This window comes from Reichenbachiella ulvae, from assembly GCF_025833875.1.
Classification (GTDB): Bacteria; Bacteroidota; Bacteroidia; order Cytophagales; family Cyclobacteriaceae; genus Reichenbachiella; species Reichenbachiella ulvae.
This window is the reverse complement of record NZ_JAOYOD010000001.1, coordinates 2,528,120-2,551,991: the sequence shown is the minus strand read 5'-3', so window position 1 is coordinate 2,551,991 and position 23,872 is coordinate 2,528,120. Positions and strand designations below refer to the sequence as shown.

Here is a 23,872-nt window from a genome sequence, read left to right as displayed (position 1 = left end):
GATAGAGGATAGCTTTTGTTAAATGAGGTTCGAAAGGCCTCTGATCAGTTTTTTCTATTCGTGTTCAGTCTGGATTTTAAACTTATTATACCCAAATAATCATGAAAGCGAATAGAAGAGATTGGCTAAAGACTAGTTTGATGACAATAGGAGGAATGGCTATAGCTCCTCATTTGTCCTACAGTGAAACCCCGCGTGTTTCGATATCACCTGATGCCAATGGTGATTTTCAATATAGCCCATTTTTCAAGGAATTTGTTCCACAAATAAAGATAGATCGTAATCTGGCATTGGCCAGGTTGATGGCCAATGAAAACCCATATGGCCCCTCACCGATGGGACTGGAAGCCTTTACCAAAGCGGCTGCTTCTGGTAATCGATATGCCTGGTCAGAATTGTTTGCTTTGATCGATAAGATAGCTGCAAAGGAGGGAGTGACAGCCGAAAATATCTTAATGGGCCCCGGCTCTTCTGATATTTTGGAGAAGGTGGGCATGGTATTCTTTCTGGAAGGGGGCAACATCGTATCGGCGGATCCCTCTTATATGTCGATGATGAAGGTGGCAGAAGCCATCGGAGCGACATGGAAAGGTGTCCCGCTGAAAAAAGACTGGTCGCATGATCTGAAGGCCATGGAAAAGGCCATCGATGCGGATACTAAGCTGGTTTATATCTGCAACCCAAACAACCCTACTGGTAGCTTAACCGATTTTGATGAGTTGAGAGATTTTTGTTCACGAGTTTCTGATAGAGTGCCGGTATTTGTGGATGAAGCTTACCTGGATTTTCTGGACGAACCCGAGAAGAAAAGCATGGTTGATCTGGTTGCAAGAGGTAAAAATGTAATAGTCGCAAGGACCTTTTCTAAAATCTATGGAATGGCTGGGCTACGTGTAGGATATGGCGTAGGACTGACTGAGACCATGGCCAGATTGTCTAAAATTACACGAGGAGGAATGGGCATCTCTTACCCATCCGTATATGCTGCTACCGCAGCACTTGACGATTCAGCCTTTATCAAAAAATCCAAAGATTTAAATACTGAAACCCGGGAATATGTCTGTGGTGAATTGAAGAAGATGGGGATCAAATATGTGCCATCCTATACCAGCTTCGTGATTTTTCCTATCGAAATGGATGGACAAGAGTATCTCAGTGCCATGCAGGCCGAGGGAGTTCTGGTGCGAGCTTTCGAATTCATGGGTCAAAAATGGTGCAGAGTCAGTATGGGTACCATGGACGAAATGAAGCAATTCGTAGGTGCATTCAAAAAGGTTACAGCCTAAGAGAAGGAAAGCCCCGATGTATTTCGGGGCCTATTTGATCAATTCTTAATTTTCAATTCGAGTAGATGGATTTAGTGATTCAGAAGACGATGGCTTTGTTGTCATTGATCATCATAGGGCTTCTGTTGCAAAAGAAGGTAGGGGAGAATGTAAAAGGTATCAAGATCCTGATTTTGAGTGTGGCATTACCTGCTACCATATTTGTTGCACTGCTGAAGATAGAGCTAACATTTGATCTGTTGCTGTTGCCTGTGATAGCATTGGGATTTAACCTCATCATGCTAGTGATGGCGCATTTCCTGCTGCCTATCATGGGGCTTCCGCAGCACAGTCCCACTCATCGAACCTTGCTGATGCTTTTACCTTCCTTAGCCCCCGGTTTGTCTTGCTTCCCTTTTATAGCAGAGTTTGCCGGAGATGATGTGCTGGCTTTGGCTGCCCTGGCCGATGTGGGCAATAAGTTTTTTGTGTTGATTTTCCTTTACGCATTGGCTTTGCACTGGTATACTAAAATGAATGCGTCTAAGGAGTCAAATAGTAAGAGGGGGCAATTCAAAAAGTTGGTCTTGACGATGCTCAATGAACCGATCAACTTGGTCATTGTTCTGGCGATCGTGCTCCTGAGTTTGGGAGTGACTTTAAGTTCATTTCCAGTGTTTTTGGAAAATACAATCCTAAGATTGAGTTCTTTGATGATGCCTTTGATATTGTTATTTATAGGATTGGCAGTAAAGATCAAGTGGAAGGAATTGCCACTCATCTTGTCCTTACTAGGTTGGCGATCTGGGATTACATTTTGTCTCTCTGCAGCAGTGATTTATTTCATGCCACAACTATCCTTGCCCATGATGCTTCTAGTTATCGTCTTTCCACAGAGTGCGGTTAGCTTTTGGCCATTTGCGCATATGACCGCATTGGATAGTCATCAGGAAGAGGAAAGCAAGAAGACCTTTGATATCAATTTGGCACTTTCTGTTTTGGCATGTTCACTACCTTTTTCGACACTGATTGTTTTGGCCGTTTTTACATTTGATCAAGTTTTTGTTAGCCCATTCTATCTTTTTGGTCTGGGTGTAGTTGTTCTATTCTTTTCTGCTCTTCTTTTTGTTTTCAAAGGATTTGCCAAAATCAAGGTAAAGCTCGCCTCTAAAGGATTGTGGTAGCAGAGCTTGATAAATTCATATTGCCACACATATAAAAATATCTCCACTGATATTTACAATCGTACCTTAGACCGTAAGTCCCTTTTTTTATTCGGTTGAAATAAACAAATTACCATTAAGGTCAAATATGTAGTTTGATTCAACCACAAATTATCCATTATGAAAAAACTAATCTTTGTGCTGTCGATGCTGGTTACTACCGCCGCGTTTGCACAGACTAAATTAATTGAGAAGGTAGAAAAGACTGGTGATGAGCTGGTCATTCCATATGCCAAATATGAACTAGACAATGGCTTGACATTGATCATTCATGAGGATCATTCCGATCCATTGGTACACGTAGATGTGACCTACCATGTAGGATCTGCGAGAGAGGAAATCAATAAGTCAGGTTTTGCACACTTTTTTGAGCATATGATGTTTCAGGGGTCTGAAAATGTGGCCGATGAGGAGCATTTTTCTATCGTAACAGAATCAGGAGGTACCCTAAACGGGACGACCAACCGAGACAGAACTAATTATTTCGAAACTGTGCCAAGTAATCAACTGGAAACCATGCTGTGGCTTGAAGCTGACCGTATGGGTTTTTTCCTTGATGCAGTGACACAAAAGAAATTCGAAGTACAACGTGCGACCGTAAAGAATGAAAAGGGACAAAACTACGATAACCGTCCGTATGGTCGATGGAGAGAAGTCAATGCGGGTGCATTGTACCCCTATGGCCACCCTTACTCATGGTTGACGATTGGTCGACTAGAAGATTTGGATCGTGTGAATGTAGATGATCTGAAGAAATTCTTCATGAGATGGTATGGTCCAAACAATGCTACTTTAACCGTAGGTGGTGATGTAGATTCAGAGCAAGTCATTGCCATGGTGGAGAAATACTTTGGTGTAATCCCCAGAGGACCAGAAGTAGAGCCTATGAAACTGGATCGCCCAGAACTAGAGGGAGATCGATACGTGTCTTATGTAGATACTAATATTCGCTTCCCTGCCTTGATGTTTACCTATCCTACGGTTCCGATTTTTCATCCAGATGAGGCAGCATTGGATTGTTTGTCAGAGATTTTGGGGACCGGAAGAAGTTCCTATTTCTATAAGAAGTTTGTGATGACACAGAAGGCGATTCAGGCTTCAGTATTTCATCCATGTAGCGAATTAGGAGGTGAATTTACCATGTTTGTATTACCATTTCCTGGTCAGACACTGGCAGGGTTCGAGGCTGAAATGAGAACCATTCTTGAAGAGTTTGCTGAAAATGGTGTGACAGATGCAGATATCCAAAAATTCAAGGCCAATCGTGAAGCGGATATGGTCAATGGTTTGGCAAGTGTAAGTGGTAAGGTAGGTCAATTGGCCAACTACGAAACTTTCAGAAATGATCCAAACGGCATCAAATATGATTTGGATCGTTATCTGAGCCTGACCAAAGAGGATGTCATGCGTGTGTTTAACAAATACATCAAGGACCAGCCATCTGTTATTTTGAGCGTGGTGCCGGATGAAAACACACCTACTGCAAAACCTGATAATTACGAAATACCAATGGAAGGGGATAATCCATTCCCGACTACAGATTATTCTGGTCTTAGCTATACGCGTCCAGAAGGGGATAAGTTTGACAGAAGCAAGCGTCCTCCATTAGGACCAAATCCTTCGATTAAGGTACCTGATTTTTGGAAAGAAAAATTGGATAACGGGATCGAGGTAATAGCTACTGAGTCCAATGAGATTCCAACGGTAACTTTCCAATTGACGATCAATGGCGGTCACAAGATGGATGCTTTCGCGCCTACTAAATCAGGATTGGCTCAGTTGACAGCAAGTATGATGAATGAGTCAACAGAGAATTATAGTTCAGAGCAGATTCAAGAAGAATTGAGGATGATTGGCTCTTCTGTCAATGTTTCTTGCGGCGATGAAGCGACTACCATGAGCATCAGTACTTTGACCAAGCATTTGCCAAGAACGCTGGAGTTGGCAGAGGAAATATTGAAGCGACCCGCTTTCACTGAATCAGATTTTGACAGAGTGAAGAATCAGCAATTGGAAAATATCAAGGCATCCAGAAAAGATCCTGGGGCGATTGCCGATCAGGTATTTGGCCGCTTACTATATGGAGATGAGCATATATTTTCTGTCCCTGCAAGTGGAATAGAAGAAACGGTGAGCAGTATTACCTTAGAAGACGTCAAAAACTTCTACAACAGTTATTACTCGCCATCTATATCGGAATTGGTTGTTGTCGGTGATGTGACTCAAAAAGAAGTTAATTCAAGTTTGTCTTTCCTTAAATCATGGGAGTCCAAAATGGTGAGGATGCCGGAATTGCCAAAGGCACCAGACACTGATAAAACTAAGATATATTTAGTAGACAAAAAGGATGCGCCCCAATCTGAAATCAGAGTGGGATATGTGACGGATATGACTTATGATGCGACAGGCGAATATTACAGAGCGTATCTGATGAACTACACTTTAGGAGGCGCTTTCAATAGCCGTATCAATTTGAACCTGAGAGAAGACAAAGGGTGGACCTATGGCGCCTGGTCCTATTTTGATAGCTCAGATGAGCCTGGACCATATCGCGCTCAGGCAGGAGTGAAGGCGGATGCTACGGATAGTGCTGTTTTTGAAATGATGAAAGAAATTTCAGGTTTCAAAGAAGGTGGGATTACAGAGGCTGAGTTGAATTTTATGAAAAAGGCAATCGGCCAGAGAGATGCCAGAAGCTATGAGACACCAAGTCAAAAAGCACGATTCTTACGACGCATCAATCACTATGATCTGGACAAGAGTTTTGTAGATGAGCAAAATGAAATCGTAGAGAAAATTACCAAGAAGGAAATTGATAAGTTGGCCAAGAAGCACTTGAAAGATGATTCGTTCTATATCCTGGTGGTAGGAGATGCAGCCAGTCATCGTTCCAATTTAGAAGCCCTGGGATATGAAGTAATAGATGTGGACGAAAAAGGAGCCATTATCGAGGACAACAAAATTGATATGAATAAGTAAGTTAAAGGTACCGTCTCAAATGCTCTAAAGTAGATTCAATTGAGACGGTACCAATTAAACTTACATTTCGGATTTGTCTATTTCCATCTTTTCTCCAATGTGTTTGTCCAAAAAGGTTTCCATGGCCTGATAAAATTCGAATCGGTTTTCTTCATTACTGAAACCGTGCCCTTCATTTTCTTTGACGATGTAGTCTACTTCTACCATGTTGTCTTTGAGTGCTTCGACAATCTGATCAGACTCAGCAATGTTGACTCTAGGATCCTTTGCTCCCTGTGCAATTAGCATGGGCACTTTGATACTGTCTGCCAAAAACACGGGAGAAACCTCTCTCAACATCACACTATCTTGTGCATCTGTGGGATCACCTACCATTTCGTAAAACATATCGCGGAAAGGTTCCCAATAGGGTGGGATGGTATTCATAAAGGTGAACATATTAGATACGCCCACATAATCGATACCTGCAGCGTACAGATCGGGCGTAAGAGTCACGCCAGCCAGTGTAGCATATCCTCCATAACTACCACCGTATATAGCTATTCGTTCGGGATCAGCGATTCCCTGATCGATTAAGTATTTTGTACCATCTGTGATGTCATTTTGCATGGTTCTACCCCATTGTTTGAATGACTTCATCCAGAACTCCTTGCCGTAACCTGTAGAACCCCTAAAGTTCATTTGTAGGACTGCATAGCCACGATTGGCGAGGAATTGAAGTTCTGGATTGTATCCCCAGCTGTCTCTGGCCCACGGGCCTCCATGTGGATGAACCACCACTGGTAGGTTCTTAGGCTCTATGCCTGTTGGAAGGGTTAGGTATCCATTGATTGTCAAACCGTCCCTAGATTGGTATTGGATAGGTTTGACTGATGCCATATTTTCAGGGTTGATCCAGGGCCTGGTGTTAGCAACTAGCTCTATCTGCTCATCAGCCATGTCATAAGTATAATAGATCGTTCCTGTTCGATCGGATTCAGTGACAAACATGAATTTATCTTCCGCTTTGGTGGAGGCCAAAACGTAGATGTCCAGATCTCCCTCAATTCCATTATTGATCGCTTCGTACATTTTTTTGGTTTGATCATCGAAAAAATAGTAACCGACCCTGTCTGCTTCGAACATTGCATTTGACAATACTTTTCGTTTTCTGGAATACGATAGATCGGTGACATCATAGTCGGGATTTTCATATAGGAGTGCTTTTTCTGTCTTGGTTTCAAGATCAAATTCTACTACAGCTGTTGTGTTCCGGCCCAGATTGGATAGAGCATATAGGTTTTTGTTGTCGAAGGTAAAGAACATCGGAGCAAATGTGTCTTTGAAGGTAATGGACATGATCTCTTCGAATTCATCCTCTTCTGTAGGTCTATAAAGAAAGGTTTGGTTGACTCCATCTGTCTTGATTGCGAGCCTGAGCTTACCTTCGTGATCCGTGAACCATTCCGTAATATCGCCAGGGTTTGCAGCTAGTTTTGTGAGTTCGCCAGTCACAATGTTAATTCTATAGGGATCAAAAACCTGAGGGTTTTCTTTGTTCATTTCAATGATTATTTCTTGGGGTAAGTCCGGTAGGTCGTCAATGAGCTGAGTTCTCACCCCTTCGAAATTGGTCAAAGCGGTAACATTGTCACCCGTCTTGTCCGCAGCAAAAAGCTGGAAATTTTCATCGCCTCCGGTATCTTGAAAATAGATGAGTTGATTATTGTTAGCCCAGGCATACATTCTGATGTCACGAGCTGTATCTGAAGTAACTCGAATGGTGTCTCCGGTTGCCAGATCCTTTACATGAATATTGAGACGCTTGTTGTAGGTTGTGAGAAAAGAAAGTGAAGTACCATCCGGGGACAACCGAAAGCGGTACGATTCAGGATTTTTAAAGAATTCCTCCATTGGAATTTCAGGAGGTCTTTGTGATTCGGGTTTTGGTTTTTCGCATCCAAGTAGGATCAGTAGCCCTAATATAAGGGCTAGGTTAAGGTGGGGTTTCATGATAGAATTTGTTTTAAGTTGTTGACAATCAATTTATAAAATTATTATCACTATTTCTAATTCTACGGATTGCTTCTTCCATGAGGGCATGGGAGGCAAATTAGCCTCTATTCTACTTGCAATCGATTGTGATTAATTCTTATCTTGTCGGTTGAACATGATTGTAAGGTTCAAAAAAAGCATGACTATGAAAGAACAACACAAGCAATACTGGAGGCAAAACCTTCGGTATTTGGCCATTCTTCTGGCCATTTGGTTTATCGTATCCTTTGGTTTTGGTATCATATGGGTGGACGAGCTCAATCAGATCAAATTTGGTGGATTCAAATTGGGATTTTGGTTTGCGCAGCAAGGCTCCATTTATGTGTTTGTGGTCCTCATCTTCACCTATGTGTGGTTGATGAACCGATTGGATAAAACTTCAGATCTGGACGAAAACTAAAGCTATGGATATTCAAACCTGGACATTTATTATTGTAGGGCTATCTTTTGCCTTATACATCGGTATTGCGATTTGGTCGCGAGCCGGATCAACCAAAGAATTTTATGTAGCGGGTGGTGGTGTTCACCCACTTACTAATGGCTTAGCTACTGCAGCAGACTGGATGTCAGCCGCATCTTTCATCTCCATGGCTGGATTGATTTCCTTCATGGGATATGATGGAGGTGTTTACCTCATGGGTTGGACTGGAGGCTATGTGCTATTGGCCTTGTTGCTCGCTCCGTATCTCCGCAAGTTTGGTAAGTTCACTGTTCCTGATTTCATTGGCGATCGGTACTATTCGGATATCGCCAGAACGGTGGCTGTGATTTGTGCCATTATCGTTTCATTTACCTACGTCGCTGGGCAGATGCGTGGAGTAGGCGTTGTGTTTGCGCGCTTTCTTGAAGTGCCTATCAATACTGGCGTCTTTATAGGTATGGGACTGGTGTTCTTTTATGCTGTTCTTGGCGGTATGAAAGGCATCACGTATACGCAGGTAGCCCAATATTGTATATTGATATTTGCCTTTATGGTTCCGGCAATTTTTATATCCATACAATTGACCGGTGAGTGGTTGCCACAGCTAGGTTTTGGAGGAAAACTAAACGATGGTTCTGGAGTTTACCTTTTGGATAAGTTGGATAACCTGCATGAGGAATTGGGGTTTCATGAATATACTACAGGATCGAAATCCCGATGGGATGTGGGCGCGATCACGCTGGCTCTGATGATGGGGACCGCGGGTCTGCCACACGTGATTGTACGTTTCTTCACTGTCCCTAAAGTGAAAGATGCCAGGATATCTGCGGGTTGGGCCTTATTGTTTATCGCAATTTTGTACACTACAGCTCCAGCTATTGCCGCCTTTGCTCGCACGAATCTGATTACAACTGTTTCGGAGCAGCCTTATTCTTCAGTTCCTGAGTGGTTTACCAATTGGGAGGAAACAGAATTGATTCAGTTCGAAGACAAAAACAATGACGGTTTGATTCAGTACGTTGCAGATCCAGCAGTCAATGAATTGACCATCGATCGAGACATCATGGTTCTGGCCAATCCTGAAATAGCTAGATTACCCAACTGGGTGATTGCATTAGTAGCTGCCGGAGGCTTAGCTGCAGCACTTTCTACCGCTGCTGGATTGCTATTGGTTATTTCAACCAGCGTTTCTCATGATCTCATCAAGAAGCAAATCAAACCGGATATTTCAGATAAGGAAGAGTTGATGTGGGCGCGAATCGGTGCTGCTGTGGCTGTCCTGGTAGCAGGCTATTTTGGGATTAATCCCCCGGGTTTTGTTGCTGCGACAGTTGCCCTGGCTTTTGGACTAGCTGCGGCATCCTTTTTTCCTGTGATTGTTCTGGGGATATTTGACAAGCGCATGAATAAGGAAGGTGCTGTTGCAGGTATGGTAGTGGGTATCTTATTGATGCTTTTCTATATGGTTAAATACAAACTAGGGTATCTAGGAGGCGGAACACAAGAAGATTGGTGGTTTGGAATTTCACCTGAAGGCTTTGGTTCTGTGGCTATGGTGGTGAACCTTATCGTTTCATTCAGTATTGCCAGATTCTATCCGGCTCCTCCTCAGGAAGTGCAAGATATGGTAGAGGACATTCGATATCCGAGAGGTTCAGGAGAGGCACAGTCGCATTGAGTTTGAATGTGGAATGTTAAAAGTATCACTTTCAGCTTTCACAATAAGGGTCATGAAGCTAGCTTTATGACCCTTATTGCTTTATTGATTAATCTGTGTTACAGCAGCTCTTTTAATTGATTGCTGTTGATCTCATAGCTGGGGTTAAATACCTCTGATTCCATGTAAGAGAGAATGGAATTGAACAATTGTCGCGCTTCAGGCTTGTCCTGAATTTTAAAGAGGTCAGCCGTGCATACCAATAATTTCCCCTTACCTACTTTGAATTCGAATATCATTCCCATCTTATAGTTTCTTTCCAGATTGTCGATTACTTGTACAATGGGGCGGTAGTCAATGGCTGTTTTATTCAGATAAAGCGACCGACTAGCCTTTATTATTGAGAACCACTGCCATTTAGTGTGAAAATCGGTCGGAAAACTGTTGAAAATCGGGTGCTCAGGGTCCATCAATAGACCTAAAGTGCCTGGAGATATGGGTTTCTTTGCCCATTCGCTGATTCCTTTGAACATCCCGTAATTCCAAAATTCAGGAGGGAAATGCCCCGCTACACTTTTATCTACAATGTCTTCTGTCATTGGGAAGAGGAGAACTTGGCCACCAGCATCCAATTCATTCCAAACTTCATTGTTGAGTTTTTTAGCAATGATAATGGCTTCACTGCCAGTGATCTCGTTAACTGGGTAAACCCAAATAGGGTATTGATTGCTGTAATTAGAATGAGGGATCTCCAAATGGAGTGTTAGTTGCTTCGCACTCTGGATAGATGCTAAATCTATATTTATTTCACCTGCCTCATTTAGTTGCCCCATGAACGCTTCGGATTCGATCGAACCTTGATCTATTACTTGTTCGTCGGCAGAAGTCAATTTCCAATTGAATGGTGAAGAAATATCATGATTGGAATAATTGGCTATTTTAATTGTAGCTTCTAAGGTTTCCTCATTGGTCCAAACGAATTTTGAGAATTCTCCGAGAATAACTACATCGTTGCAGGATTGCAGCCATTCTTCTTTGGAGACTACTCCCTTGTCATCCATAAAGGCATCCAGAATACCCACAAGAGCGGTGCCTTGTCCCGGGAAGTCCTGTAGATCCAGCAATTGGAAGCCAGCCATATCCTTAGTTCTGAGAGCGGTCTCCATTTCTGCTTTGTAGCAAAGGGCAGACCATGCACCTGAGGCCTTTTGAAAAATGCTGTCTAGGTCCAACATTCCAGCTTTTTCTAAACTGTCTTTAAATACCTCCAAATTCCAGGCTTTTAAAACACCAGTGTATTTATCGATTTCTCTGTAGTCTGGATAGACCTGATATTGACCGATTTCATGACTTACCAAAGGGACTTTTACATTGGAAATAGCAAAATCAAAGTTGACGGTGGTATTTGGAGTTTGCGTGTTTAATGTAGCGCCTTCCTCAGCATCGGCAAATGCATGAGTCAGTCGGGTGTGACCTAAAATACTGTCTCCGTGGATTGGGTTCCGAGCGGCCACAAAAAACTCTGAGCTCCTAGACGGGGGCTGATAACCGATACTGTTGTTGGACCCGAAGGTATATAGAGGACGATCATCATAGGCTTTCAGTGCCGCGATGTTTTCTTCCGTTCGATCATGACCTGACCATATTTCGTTACCGTGAGAAAACAAGACAAACGAAGGGTGATTGGCATAGGCTTTAAGCATTGCATAGCCTTCTTCACGTAAGGCCAAAGCGACTGTATCAGACTCAAGCCCACCCCAGAATGGCAACTCAGCTTGTATATAAATCCCGACTTGATCTGCGGCCGTAAAGGCTGCTTCAGGAGGGCAGTAGGAGTGGAACCGATAATGGTTGATGCCGTAGCTTTTGGCGATTTCATAGACTCTTACCCAGCTTTCTACGTCCATTGGGACATGTCCTGTCAGTGGAAAGACACCTGCTTCATGTTTACCTCTTAGGAAGGTTGTTCTATCATTGATTTTAAATTGTGTGCCTTTAGCTTCGAACTTTCGCATCCCAAAAGGTACGCTGTAGCTGTCTTGAGATTCCATTGAAGTCAGTATGGCAGTTAGTTCGTAGATCGGTTGCTCATATTCATCCCAAAGTGCCACCTCTTCGAAATCATAGCTCAATAGCACAGAATCTGAAGTGCCTGAAGTAAGATCATATGTCCTTGATGGAAGCACTATTGTTTCATCCTTAGAATATTGTTTAATCTGCAATTCTACCTTTAGTTTTTCACTAGCTTTTGATCGATTGACCGCCATCAGAATGTCTATCTCTTTCTGGTCGACATCAGGATAGACCTGAAGATTGGAAATGTACGTTTTGGATTTCGCCTCTATATATAGGTCGCCAAGTAGTCCATTCCAATTGGTTTGGGTATCGTCAGAATAAATGTGAACATGACCATAGGGCGTCAGTTTTAGACTATTATCGACTTTCACAGTTAAAGTGTGTTCTCCAGGTGTCAGGTATTGGGTTGCTTCAAATACTTGTGGGGATTGAAGAAGTTTGGATTCGCCAATCTTTAAATCATCAATCCAGACTTCCGAACATTTGCTTCTTTCAAAATGTATATGAATGCTTTGATCACGAAAGGATTCAGGAATCACTAGCTTTTTCTGGTACCAGGCTGCCTCTTCATATTTATAGATTCTGTTGAGATGCTTGGTGGTAGTGTCAGTGTTTAATAGGCCTTTTTGATTGGAGTCAGTTGTACCCGGGAGCTGAATACTATCTGTTAGATTTTGCCTATACCAACCTTCTTTTATTCCGATTTTGGCGGTATCCAGAGCAAATTGCCATGAACCTCGAAGGTTTATACGGTTTCGCAGATCAGAATTGTCCTCTGAACAAGAGATAAATAACAATAAAATGGCAAATGAGGGCAGGAATCTGAGTCTTTTTAGCATAATCGCCTCTATTAATTAGTAGTAAAATACCTCTATATTTAATTCTAGAGGTGTTTTTGTTCTTGCAGTGCATCAAATGTAATATAATGTGCAACATTTGTGTGAGAGGGATTTTGCACAGCCATCATAGACAAAATGCACGCAATTTGTTGCGCTTTTCAATCGGTTGCGCTGTTACATTTATTAATCTAAAAATACACATATCTCCACCCTACTAAAAGTTGCTTATTTCTAATATTGAAGTATCGTTGGTCATTGAAGCAGGCCTTCGATGAATAGATGGTCTATGATCATCTAGACATTAGAATTACTATTTTTTTTACTAAAAAAAGCATGTTTATGAAAGACGTTTACGAACGACGTAAAGCATGGGTGGTTAGTGGCATGAAAAAGCCCGCATTCGTGTTGATTATTTTCTGCATGGCATTGGTGGGGTCCTATCCCGCACTTGCGCAGGAGGTGACAGTTACTGGTAAAGTAACTGCTGGAGACACCGGCGATGATTTGCCTGGTGTGACTGTTGTACAAAAAGGTACAACCAAAGGTACGGTTACCGATATCAGTGGTAACTATTCAATCAAAGTAGATGAGGACGCAGTATTAGTATATTCTTTCTTGGGGTATAAAAGCAAGGAAATTTCTATTTCGGGAAGATCCACTATTGATGTGAGTATGGACATCAATGCTGAAGAGCTGGAAGAAGTCGTAGTAGTAGGTTATGGTGAAATGAGAAAAGCCGATCTTACTTCTGCTCAAACTTCAATTTCCTCAGAAGATATTGGTAAAACAATCAATACTACCATCGATCAGGCGATTGCAGGTAGATCTGCAGGAGTTTATGTAACTCAAAATACTGGTGCACCAGGTGGAGGTATTTCTGTAAATATCCGAGGTCTCAATACGATTGGCGGTAGCAACGAGCCACTTTACGTGATTGATGGAGTTCAAGTGACAGTTGATAATAGTGCAGCAGGAACCAATCCACTTTCTTCTTTAAACCCTTCGGATGTGGCGAGCATAGAGATCCTTCAAGGGCCATCGGCTATTGCTATCTACGGATCGAGAGGTACGAATGGTGTGGTTATGATCACAACCAAAAGAGGGAAAGTTGGTGAAGTAAAGATTTCGTATGGTTATACCTATAGTCTTCAAACAGCCCCGCAAAAATTGGAAGTGTTGGATATGAGACAATATGCTCAAATGGAGAACGAGTATAAAAATATTGTTGGTGGTGACGTAAGAGAGGATTTTTTGGACCCAACATTGCTAGGGGATGGTACAGATTGGCAACATGAGTTGTTCAAAGCTGCAGCCATGCAAAAACATCAATTAAGTTTAAGTGGTGGAGGTGAAAAAACAACTTATTACTTATCTGGAGAGCATTTTGATCAAGAAGGTGTAGCATTAGGTTCTGGATTTAAGAGAAATTCGCTTCGTTTGAATATTGACAACAAGCCTAGAGAATGGTTCAAGGTAGGGGCAAATATTAATATTTCTCAAACAGATGAGGAAATTTCTTCAACTCAATCTCAGTTGATTACGGACGCTATTAGATTGGCTCCTTATATCCCTGTAAAAAATATTGATGGCACCTATGGAGGAGGCAACATTCAGAACAGCAGTGCAGAACAATTTGCCCCACCTAACCCTATCGGGTTAGCAGAAATCATAACGAATGAGCGGATGCAAAGACGTCTGTTAGGAGGGTTGAACGCAGGGTTTAAAATTGTGGATGGGCTCGAGTTTAGAACAAGTTTTAATACCGATATTGGATTTTCTAGTTCAACCTACTACTTGCCTACATATAAGTTCGGTTATCAAGAGAACAATGAAGCACAACTGGACAAGACTCAGAATTTTAGTTCTTATTGGAATTGGAATCAAACCCTTCAATATATCAAGGAGTTTGGAAATCATAGATTGGATGTAATGGTAACGCACGAGGCGCAGGAGTCTCAATGGGAGCGCTTGTTTGCTCAGAGAAAAGGATTCTCTACTAACGAGGTACTAGATTTGAATGCGGGTGACCCAGAAACGGCTTCTAATGGTGGTGGTCAAGGTGATTGGGCAATGGAGTCCTATTTAGGACGTTTGAATTACAATTTTGGAGATAGGTATATTATAACTGCTGCTTTTAGAGCAGATGGGTCATCCAACTTTGCTAAGGAAAATAAATGGGGGTATTTCCCTTCAGTTTCTGCTGCATGGAGGTTGTCTGAAGAGAACTTTTTCAATGTTGGATTCATAAGTGATTTGAGATTTAGGTACGAAATAGGTTTAACTGGTAATCAGGGAGGAAGTGGTCCAATTTATGCAAGGATGTCTCAAGCCTTGCCTACTGACTTAGGTACTGCTTTTTATCCTGCCAATTACCCTAATCCGGATTACCAATGGGAACAAACCCAAACTGATAACTATGGTATTACTTTAGGTTTATTTGACAGTCGAATTCAAATTGATGCAGATTACTACATCAAGAGCACTGATAATTTAATTCTTCAAACAGAACTTCCGTGGTATATGGGGACTGACGGTAATGCGGCCGTAACTGCCCCAACAGTGAATATTGGTTCTCTAGGCAACAAAGGTTGGGGAGCTTCCCTAAATACAATTAATGTAGATAACGGCTCATTCAAATGGACAACTAATATCAATGTGTCCCAGTTTAAAACTGAAATTACAAGCTTGGCTTCAGGTGCTGAACACATTACAAGAGAAGGTGAAAGCTGGTTCTTAAACAATTTTGCACAGCGCTCTGTTGTTGGTATGGCTCCTTGGCAGTTCTTTGGGTTTGAAGAGGAAGGGATTTTTGAGTCTATTGAGGAAATAGAAGATAGCGCTTTGCCCGTTGATAACGAAGGGAATGAGTATCCAGTTGGTGAAAATAGTATTTGGGTAGGTGATGTGAAATATAAGGATCAAATCACTGAAGATACTGATGGAGATGGGATATTGGATTCTGGCGATGGAATCATTGATGAAAAGGATATGACATTCATTGGTAATCCATGGCCTAAACTTTACGGTGGTATTACGAATACATTTTCATATAAAGGGTTTGAGTTAAGTATTCTACTTCAGGGTAGTTATGGAAATGAAATCTATAATTACATGAGATATGAAAACGCAAACCCAAATAACATCAATCTAGGTAGAAACATGTTTTTAGAGGCATTTGATTATGCAAAAGTTGGAACAGATGAAACTGGTAATCCATACTTGGAAAATCCAGGTACGACTGTTTCGAGAATGTCGACTGCAACCAATAATGGAAATTATGATCGATTGACGGATAAGTACGTAGAAGATGGGTCTTACCTCAGAGTGAAGAATGTTTCATTAAGTTATCGTTTGCCAAGTTCCATTTTAGATAGACAAAATGTGGTGAGAGGGGTAACTATTACTGCAAGTGCACAAAATGTATACACATTCACCAATTATAGTGGCTATGATCCAGAAGTTGGTTCTTATGTAGGTCCTAATGCACAAGTAGCAGGAGGATTTGTGGGAGTAGACTATGGTCGTTACCCACTTACTCCAGTTTACTCATTTAGCGTTGGAATTGATTTTTAATCACTCAAAAAACGAACAAAATGAAAAATAATAATATAATATTCATCATTCTGCTGTCCCTATTAGGGTTATCAGTAGGATGTACCGAAGACTTTTTGGATAGACCACCAAAGGATACTTTGGTAGATGCTAACTTTTACAATTCAGATGAGCAGGTACTTGCAGGTACTGCTGTCTTATATAATGCAGCTTGGAAAACTTATGTAGATCAGTCTAACTTTCAGTTAGGTGATATTCGTGGGGGAAGTGTATATCGAGCTTGGGGCAATAGAGATGCCGTCACCTTTAATATTACACCGGTATCGGCCTCTAACGAACAAGCATATAGGTCTTTCTTTGTTACAATAGGCCAATCCAATTTGGCTATTAACAACATCAATGCTTTTGCTGGAGCCGAGGTTTCTGAGAATGTTAAGCAGCATGCTATAGCAGAAGCTCGATTCATGAGAGCGGTAGCTTATATGCATCTGGTAATGAATTATGGTGCTGTGCCAATTATTGAGAATAATTTGGATCATTTGGATAATCCTCAACTGAGAAGAAATACAGTTGAAAGTGTTTGGGAGTTTATACAGAAGGATTTTGAATTTGCAGCAGCTCATCTTTCAGTTGAATCCTTAGCACCTGGTAGATTGACCAAATGGTCTGCATTGGGTATGTTAGCTAGAACTCATTTGACATTGGCTGGCTTGGGTGCGACTCCAGGTAACAGGGATCAATCACATCTAGATGATGCAATGGCTTATGCAGATAGTGTCATTACCATGAGTGGAAAATCGCTAATGTCAAAATATGAGGATTTGTTCCTATATCCGTATGATAATAATAATGAATCCTTATTCGAATTACAGTGGGTTTTTTCATTAGCACCAAATGGGTATGATGCATCAAACACGATGGTTTCACAAATTACTTATAGTAATTCGATTGCTGCCAACGGAGATGGATGGGGAGGAGACTTAAGTGCCTCTTGGTGGATGTTAAGTTTGTATGACGGCTTGATTAGAGATAATGGAGCTACTCCGGGCTTTTCCAACGACGAAAGGTTAAAGGCTACTTTTATGTTGCCAGGGTTTACTTATCCTGAAATTGTACAGACCGTGACCGATGAAAACGGAGTGTCAACTGAACAAGATTTGGTTTTTGAAGATCCGGGAGATGTAGACTTTAGTTATGCTAGTATTAAAAAATATGTAGTAGGAAAAGCAGACGGTAATGCGGATCGTCAGCGCTACCCGAATAATACTTACATGATGCGACTTGCAGAGATGTATTTGATTTATGCAGAGGCTGCATTAGGAAATAATGCTTCCACCGCTGATGCTAAAGCATTGGAATATTTCAATGCAGTTCATAAAAGAGCAGGTTTGGGCGAATTCCCCCCTCAAACTAATCCAACAGCAGAGCTTACCTGGCAAATGATTTTTGAAGAGAGAATTAAGGAGTTTGCTATGGAGAGTATGGCATGGTATGATTTGGTGCGTTTGCATTATTACAACCCAAATGAAGCATATAATATCATTAATAATCAATATCGTGGCTTATTTGTAGTGAAACCAAATCAGTGGCCTGATCCAACTGCATGGACATTTGAACAAACTTCATGGTCAGAGTTCAGCTACCCCTCTGCTAATTCAGGGAATTTTCTTTTACCCATACCTGCTTCTGAAGCTAGTCAGGCGCCAAGTCTGGGATTGGATCCTATTCCTTACGAATTTGAGGGTGGAAGTGAATGATAAACTCGAGTTGTTTACTAACAACTTAATTGATTATTTAAAATATTAATCTTATGAAATTAAAATTAAGATATACATTAAACCTTCTTATGGCTATAGCCATTGGGAGTGCTGTGCTATCTGGCTGTACCGAGGAGGAAACAGGAGGAGCACCAAGCGTAAGTTACATTAGGGTTACCAATCCAGAATCAGCAGATTCATTGGTGGTTGCTGCCGGCCAAGGCCAAATGGTGGTCATTAAAGGAGATAACCTGGGTAATGTTCGTGAACTCTGGTTCAATGACCGTGAGGCAACTTTGAACCCTTCTTTTATCACAAATTCTTCAGTAATTACTCGCGTTCCAAGTAGGATTCCATCGAACATAAATAATTTGATGACGCTGGTGTTTTCCAATGGAGATTCTCTTCAATATGACTTTACTGTGGATATAGGAGAGCCATATGTCGAAAGGTTCAAGAGTGAATACGTGAATGAAGGTGAAATTGCTGTATTGTATGGTGATTATTTCTATGAGCCTTTGATGGTTACTTTTGAAGGAGGATTTGAAGCCGAGATAGTGTCAGTAGAGGACACTGAATTACAGGTCAGGGTTCCTGCTGGAGCACAAGTCGGACCTGTGACGATAACTTCTAATTTTGGGTCTTCTACTTCAGATGTCATTTTTAAAGATGACAGGAATATCATTGCAAGTTTTGATGGTTCATTTAATGGTATGTGGAGAGGAACTGATTTTGTAGTTTCGACTGATGGAGATATACCAAATATTTCTGGCGACTTTATCCGAATTAACAGAGGGGCACAAGGTCCATACCCTTATATGGAGATCTACGGTGGTCCGCAAGAAAGCGACACTAATTTGGAAACCAGAAACATCCCAGTGGATGCATTGGATAATCCTTCTAATTATGTTCTGAAGTTCGAAATAAACACACAAGAAACGTTTGAAGGTGCTGTGATGAGATTATATCTGGGAAATGCTGATGGAGGTGCTTTTGGTGCTGCCAGGAATGACTTCTTCTATCCTTGGGAATCAAATGTAGATACTGGAGGAGAATGGCAAACCATTAGTATTCCTTGGAAGGATGTGTATGAGTCAAATGACAATTTCTCCTATAACTCAGGTGGATATGGCATGTACATTTATTTTCATGGAGGAAGTCCTGCCATTTACAACATAGGAATGGACAACTTTCGAGTAGTTCCAAACTAATTCGTTTCATTAAATCGAAATACAATGAATTTTAAAAATATTAATTTAAAATACGCCTTTGCATTGATGCTGGTAGTGCTAGTAGCGCTATGGAGTGCATGTGAAGAAAAGGATAGCGAAAAGACGAGTGATGAAGTGGCCTTATTTAGTTTTGGTCCATCAGTACTGCGTGGAGATAAGCTTCATTTCATCGGAGAAAATTTGATGGATGTAGAAAGAATAGTTCTACCAGACAATATAGTGATTGAAGCTGCAGATTTTGATAGTCTGTCGGCTAAGCGAATTGTAATCACCGTACCTGATGAGGCCGTTGAAGGTAAAGTCGCTCTGGAAGTAAAGAATCAGGATGATCCAATAGTAACCAAAACTTCCTTGAGTATTTTGGAGCCAATAACCATCACTTCTTATCCAGAATCTGCTGTGAGACCAGGGGCTGTGATTACAATTAAAGGTACTTATCTCAACTTGATTGAGGAAGTGATCTTTGCTACTAACAAATCAGTTACTGAATTTGAAGAACAAAGCAGAGAGGTTTTGAAGGTTAGAGTACCAGCGGATGCTCAAACGGGTGTTCTGTTGCTGTATGACATGGAAGAAATTCCAAATGAGTTCAAAACTGAGACAGAGGTTCAGGTGAGTTTACCTGCTACGACGGAGCTTGCTCCTGCTACAGTAAAGGCACAGAATGATTTGACCATAACAGGAACTAATTTGGATTTGGTTACTGATTTGTTGTTCCCTGGTGGTGAGAGCGTTTCAAGTGAGAATTTTGTTAGTGTATCACAGACCTCAATTGTGGTGACCGTTCCTGCAGCAGGTCAGGATGGGGTATTGAATATGGTAGTCGCTTCAGGTTTAACTGTAGAATCAAATAGTAGCATTACCATGTTATTGCCTACAGTTTCTTCGGTAGCTCCTAACCCGGTGAAGCCTGGAAATGAGCTGACTGTTACAGGTGAAGACTTAGATTTGATTAGTGGAGTAGTATTTGGTGGCGATGTAGCTGGTACTGTACTTGGAGGTGGTACAGCTACTTCAATAACTGTTCAGGTGCCGATGGAAGCTCAAAGTGGAGATGTAACTTTCCAGACTTTGTCTAACAAGACTGTAACTTCATCATCTTTGGCTATGGTGGCTCCTACTATATCTACTATTGATGATACAGCTAAGAGAGGGGATGATATGCTGGTAACGGGTACTAATCTGGATTTGATCACGTACGTGGAATTCTCAGGCGGAACGATGGTAGAGGTTGTGTCTCCATCAGAGGCACAGTTCACTGTGACTGTGCCATCAGCGGCACTAACTGGGCCAGTTACTCTGATAGCTGCCAACGGAGATAGAATAGAGTCTAGTCAGGAATTAATTCTCCCCAATGTACCTGAAATTGGTGGAGTGCCATCATTGGCTGTTGTAGGTAAAATGGTTACCCTTACTGGTAGTAAATTGAACTTGACTCAGGATGTTATTTTCCCAGGTGGAGTGTATGCAACTGAGTTTGGAGATAGAACATCTACTACTTTAGAAGTAATGGTTCCCGCAGGAATTACTCCTGGCCCAGGTAAGATTAGTTTTACTACCTATGAAGGGGATATGACAGAATCTCCAGAGATTAACATGGTTGATTTATCTACTTATTCATCTATACTTTATGATGAAACCATTGGTGGAGGATATGGAAACTGGAGTTGGAGTACAAATGATGCAGCGAGCACAGATTTTGCAATTTCTGGTGATGTGTCATGGAAATCTGAACATACAGGTGGCTACTCTGGCTGGAGTATAGGAGGATCTACAGTTGATGTTTCTTCTTACGAAACCTTCTCAATATTCATCTATGGTGGACCTGGTTCTGATGGAAAAGAATTATGGTTAGTCGTTGATGAAAATTGGGCTGGCGATGGTGCCATTATCCTGAAAGAGGGAGAGTGGATTGAAGCCAAATTTAACATCGCAGATATCCAGGGAGGGCTATCCTCATGGGGAAGAATCATTCTACAAGACAGAGGTTGGACTGGAACTTATTATGTTGATCATATTGGGTTCAAATAATCAGTTTTAATCACAACCAAGTTTGATATTAATACTACCGGACGAACCCGTCCGGTAGTATTATTTAAGTAGTTGTTTGTAACATTAATAAGCACTATATGTTGCAACTGACACTTTGAAACTATCAGGAATTTCAAGAATCATTTTTGTGAGATAATACCCTTTCCTTATCTCTTGAATGGCCTGATATTGCCCTTGAAAATTTAAAAATAAACCCAATTAAGATTGATCTAATGATGAGTGACCAAAATGAAAAGGGCTACACCAGGAAGAGAGTTTACCTATTCATGGAAATCGCCATGGGGATACTTATAGTAGGATTGATCTATGTTTTATTAGACATATTGATAGGGTTTTAGCCTTTCTAACAAAATGGCGATTTCTCTAGAAACAAAACACATGAAACTAAGACTAATTTATATTCCGACAGCTTCCTTAGTGATGGTTTTACTTTTGTCTCTTTGTAAGCCGACAACTGCTAGTAAAACTGCTCCCATCGACAATACGCTAATCGATTCTCAAGCCACAAAAGAAACGATCAACCTATACAATAACCTGAAAAAAACTGCTGAGAATCATATTATGTTTGGCCATCAAGATGATATGGCCTATGGTGTGGGATGGAAAAAGATAGAAGGTAAATCTGACGTAAAGGATATCGTCGGATCCTTTCCGGCCGTTCATGGCTGGGATCTGGGGCACCGAAGAGAGGGTGTAAACCTGGATCAGATAGCCATAGACGACATCCGAAAATGGATGGTACAGATATATGAGCGAGGAGGCATTAATACCATTTCTTTGCATTGGGATAATTTCACATCGGGAGGCAACAGCTGGGATACTACCCAGACGGTAAAACATCTTTTACCTGGCGGAAAAGACCATGATAAATTTGTGGCAGAGCTCGATGATCTTGGAGATTTTCTAACTACAGTGAAATCGGGAGAAACGCTTGTTCCGATGATCTTTCGTCCCTTTCACGAACACAACGGTGATTGGTTTTGGTGGGGCAAAGGCATATGTAGCGAAGAGGAATATATAGCTATATGGAGATTTACGGTAAACTATATGAAGAATACGAAAGGACTTCATCATTTGATTTATTGTTTCTCACCTGATGCCAGCAGGATGAATAATAAGGATCTAAGATCAGAATACCTCTACGGCTACCCAGGGGATGAATATGTCGATATGCTGGGGATAGATGATTATTGGAACGTTGGGCGTGATATCAACCCTAGACCCGCGGCAGAGCAGGAAAGAATCTTCATTGAGACTTTGGAGGTTGTGACTCAACTAGCAGAGGAGAAAGGAATGGTTGCAGCCATTACCGAAACGGGATTAGAGTCTATAACCAATCCTACCTGGTTCAGCGATGAGATTTTGAATCCAATTAAAAAATCAGATAAAATCAAAATGGCCTACGTGCTGGTTTGGAGAAATGCCAATGAGAAACACCATTATGCTCCCTATCCAGGCCACAAGGCTGTTGCAGACTTCAAGGACTTTTGCTCAGACGAAAAAGTATGGGTAGAAGATGACCTCAAAGGGATGTATCAATAAATATAAAAACTCACTTTTCAATACATAGATTACTAAACAGAATGAGCGCACAGGTAGATAGAATCAAGAAAATGCTTGCAGATCATGAGGCATTTTTATCAATCCCTAACCAACCTAAGGAGGATAGTAATGGCGTAATCCAGCGCTATCAAAACCCAATAATTACCAACAAACATACGCCAGTCTATTGGCGCTATGATTTGAACCCCGAGACCAACCCACTGCTTATGGAACGTTTGGGAGTGAACGTCGCTTTCAACTCTGGTGCAATTGTTTTCAATGGCAAGATTTGCCTTGCTGTACGTGTGGAGGGAGATGACCGAAAGTCATTTTTCGCTATTGCAGAAAGTGAAAACGGAATCGATAATTTCCGTTTTTGGGATCATCCGATCACACTACCAGAAACTGACGAGCCTGACACCAATGTCTACGATATGCGTTTGATTGAGCATGAGGATGGCTGGATCTATGGCTTGTTCTGTACAGAGCGTCGTGCCAAAGGGGCACCAGATGCAGACCAGTCAGCTGCAGATGCCAAATGCGGAATTGCTCGCACTAAAGATTTGGTGAATTGGGAACGTCTGGCAGATTTGGACTCAGGTGAAAATCAACAAAGAAATGTGGTGCTACATCCCGAATTCATAGATGGAAAGTATGCACTCTACACTCGTCCACAGGATGGCTTCATCGAAGCTGGAAAAGGGGGAGGAATCGGCTGGTGCTTGATCGATAGCATGGAAAATGCTAAAACCGGTGCGGAGAAAATTATTGATCCCAAGGTCTATCACACCATCAAAGAAGTAAAGAACGGACAGGGTCCAGCTCCAATCAAAACAGAGGAAGGTTGGTTGCATTTGGCACATGGTGTGAGAAATACAGCTGCAGGTTTGAGGTATGTGCTGTACATGTTTATGACTTCATTAGAAGATCCATCTGAGGTGATTCACAGACCAGGTGGTCACTTTATGGGGCCGATTGATGAAGAGCGAGTGGGAGATGTATCCAATGTACTCTTTACCAACGGCTGGATCAAAAAGGACAATGGCGAAGTGCTGATATACTACGCATCATCCGATACCAGAATGCATGTGGCGACCTCAACAGTAGCGCAGCTGATTGACTACTGCAAGAATACACCGGAGGATGGTTTGCGCTCTGCCGCTAGTGTACAGACAAGAAATAAATTGATTGATAGAAATTTAGAATACCTAAAATCTATAGGTCTGAAATAGAAAAAGGGCTT

13 protein-coding genes are annotated in these 23,872 nt (G+C 41.6%); 11 read left to right on the top strand and 2 right to left on the bottom strand.

All coding sequences use genetic code 11. The annotated features are described in order from the left end of the window. The first annotated feature begins 101 nt into the window (after nucleotides 1-101). The 3 genes from N7U62_RS10120 (at nucleotide 102) to N7U62_RS10110 (ending at nucleotide 5,467) form a co-directional block, all read left to right on the top strand. Nucleotides 102-1,286 carry a pyridoxal phosphate-dependent aminotransferase gene (locus N7U62_RS10120; protein WP_318840671.1) on the top strand — a complete coding sequence of 395 codons (1,185 nt, stop codon included), beginning with the start codon at nucleotides 102-104 and terminating at the stop codon, nucleotides 1,284-1,286. A gap of 65 nt (nucleotides 1,287-1,351) precedes the next feature. Further along, the gene (locus tag N7U62_RS10115; RefSeq protein ID WP_264137847.1) at nucleotides 1,352-2,449 is read left to right on the top strand and encodes an AEC family transporter; all 1,098 of its coding nucleotides are present in this window, start codon (nucleotides 1,352-1,354) and stop codon (nucleotides 2,447-2,449) included. Between the two features lie 159 nt (nucleotides 2,450-2,608). Beyond that, nucleotides 2,609-5,467: a M16 family metallopeptidase gene (locus tag N7U62_RS10110; RefSeq protein WP_264137846.1), complete on the top strand. Its 2,859-nt coding sequence runs from the start codon at nucleotides 2,609-2,611 to the stop codon at nucleotides 5,465-5,467. Nucleotides 5,468-5,527: 60 nt separating this feature from the next. Here N7U62_RS10110 and N7U62_RS10105 read toward each other — a convergent pair whose 3' ends face one another. Continuing rightward, nucleotides 5,528-7,459: a S9 family peptidase gene (locus N7U62_RS10105; protein WP_264137845.1), complete on the bottom strand. Its 1,932-nt coding sequence runs from the start codon at nucleotides 7,457-7,459 to the stop codon at nucleotides 5,528-5,530. Nucleotides 7,460-7,640: 181 nt separating this feature from the next. Between N7U62_RS10105 and N7U62_RS10100 the strand changes: the two genes are divergently transcribed. Both N7U62_RS10100 and N7U62_RS10095 read left to right on the top strand, forming a co-directional pair. Next, the gene (locus tag N7U62_RS10100; protein ID WP_264137844.1) at nucleotides 7,641-7,901 is read left to right on the top strand and encodes a DUF4212 domain-containing protein; all 261 of its coding nucleotides are present in this window, start codon (nucleotides 7,641-7,643) and stop codon (nucleotides 7,899-7,901) included. 4 nt (nucleotides 7,902-7,905) lie between these two features. Further along, entirely contained in the window at nucleotides 7,906-9,600 is a 1,695-nt protein-coding gene (locus tag N7U62_RS10095; RefSeq protein ID WP_264137843.1) for a sodium:solute symporter family protein, read from the top strand. 98 nt (nucleotides 9,601-9,698) lie between these two features. Here the strand turns inward: N7U62_RS10095 and N7U62_RS10090 are convergent, their stop codons facing one another. After that, entirely contained in the window at nucleotides 9,699-12,494 is a 2,796-nt protein-coding gene (locus N7U62_RS10090) for a DUF8487 domain-containing protein (protein WP_264137842.1), read from the bottom strand. A gap of 339 nt (nucleotides 12,495-12,833) precedes the next feature. Between N7U62_RS10090 and N7U62_RS10085 the strand changes: the two genes are divergently transcribed. The 6 genes from N7U62_RS10085 to N7U62_RS10060 all read left to right on the top strand — a co-directional run bounded on the left by N7U62_RS10085 (nucleotide 12,834) and on the right by N7U62_RS10060 (nucleotide 23,861). Beyond that, nucleotides 12,834-16,067, top strand: a complete 3,234-nt coding sequence (locus tag N7U62_RS10085; RefSeq protein ID WP_264137841.1) for a SusC/RagA family TonB-linked outer membrane protein — start codon at nucleotides 12,834-12,836, stop codon at nucleotides 16,065-16,067. Nucleotides 16,068-16,087: 20 nt separating this feature from the next. Beyond that, on the top strand, nucleotides 16,088-17,803 hold the full coding sequence (locus N7U62_RS10080; RefSeq protein WP_264137840.1) for a RagB/SusD family nutrient uptake outer membrane protein: 1,716 nt from the start codon (nucleotides 16,088-16,090) through the stop codon (nucleotides 17,801-17,803). A 53-nt stretch (nucleotides 17,804-17,856) separates the two neighbouring features. Further along, entirely contained in the window at nucleotides 17,857-19,014 is a 1,158-nt protein-coding gene (locus tag N7U62_RS10075) for a glycan-binding surface protein (RefSeq protein WP_264137839.1), read from the top strand. A 24-nt stretch (nucleotides 19,015-19,038) separates the two neighbouring features. Beyond that, a complete protein-coding gene (locus tag N7U62_RS10070) occupies nucleotides 19,039-21,066 on the top strand; it encodes an IPT/TIG domain-containing protein (protein WP_264137838.1) in 2,028 nt (675 codons plus the stop codon). 399 nt (nucleotides 21,067-21,465) lie between these two features. Further along, on the top strand, nucleotides 21,466-22,629 hold the full coding sequence (locus N7U62_RS10065) for a glycoside hydrolase family 26 protein (RefSeq protein ID WP_264137837.1): 1,164 nt from the start codon (nucleotides 21,466-21,468) through the stop codon (nucleotides 22,627-22,629). A gap of 41 nt (nucleotides 22,630-22,670) precedes the next feature. Next, nucleotides 22,671-23,861 (top strand): glycoside hydrolase family 130 protein, encoded by a 1,191-nt coding sequence (locus N7U62_RS10060; RefSeq protein WP_264137836.1) that lies wholly within the window; start codon nucleotides 22,671-22,673, stop codon nucleotides 23,859-23,861. Nucleotides 23,862-23,872: the final 11 nt, after the last annotated feature.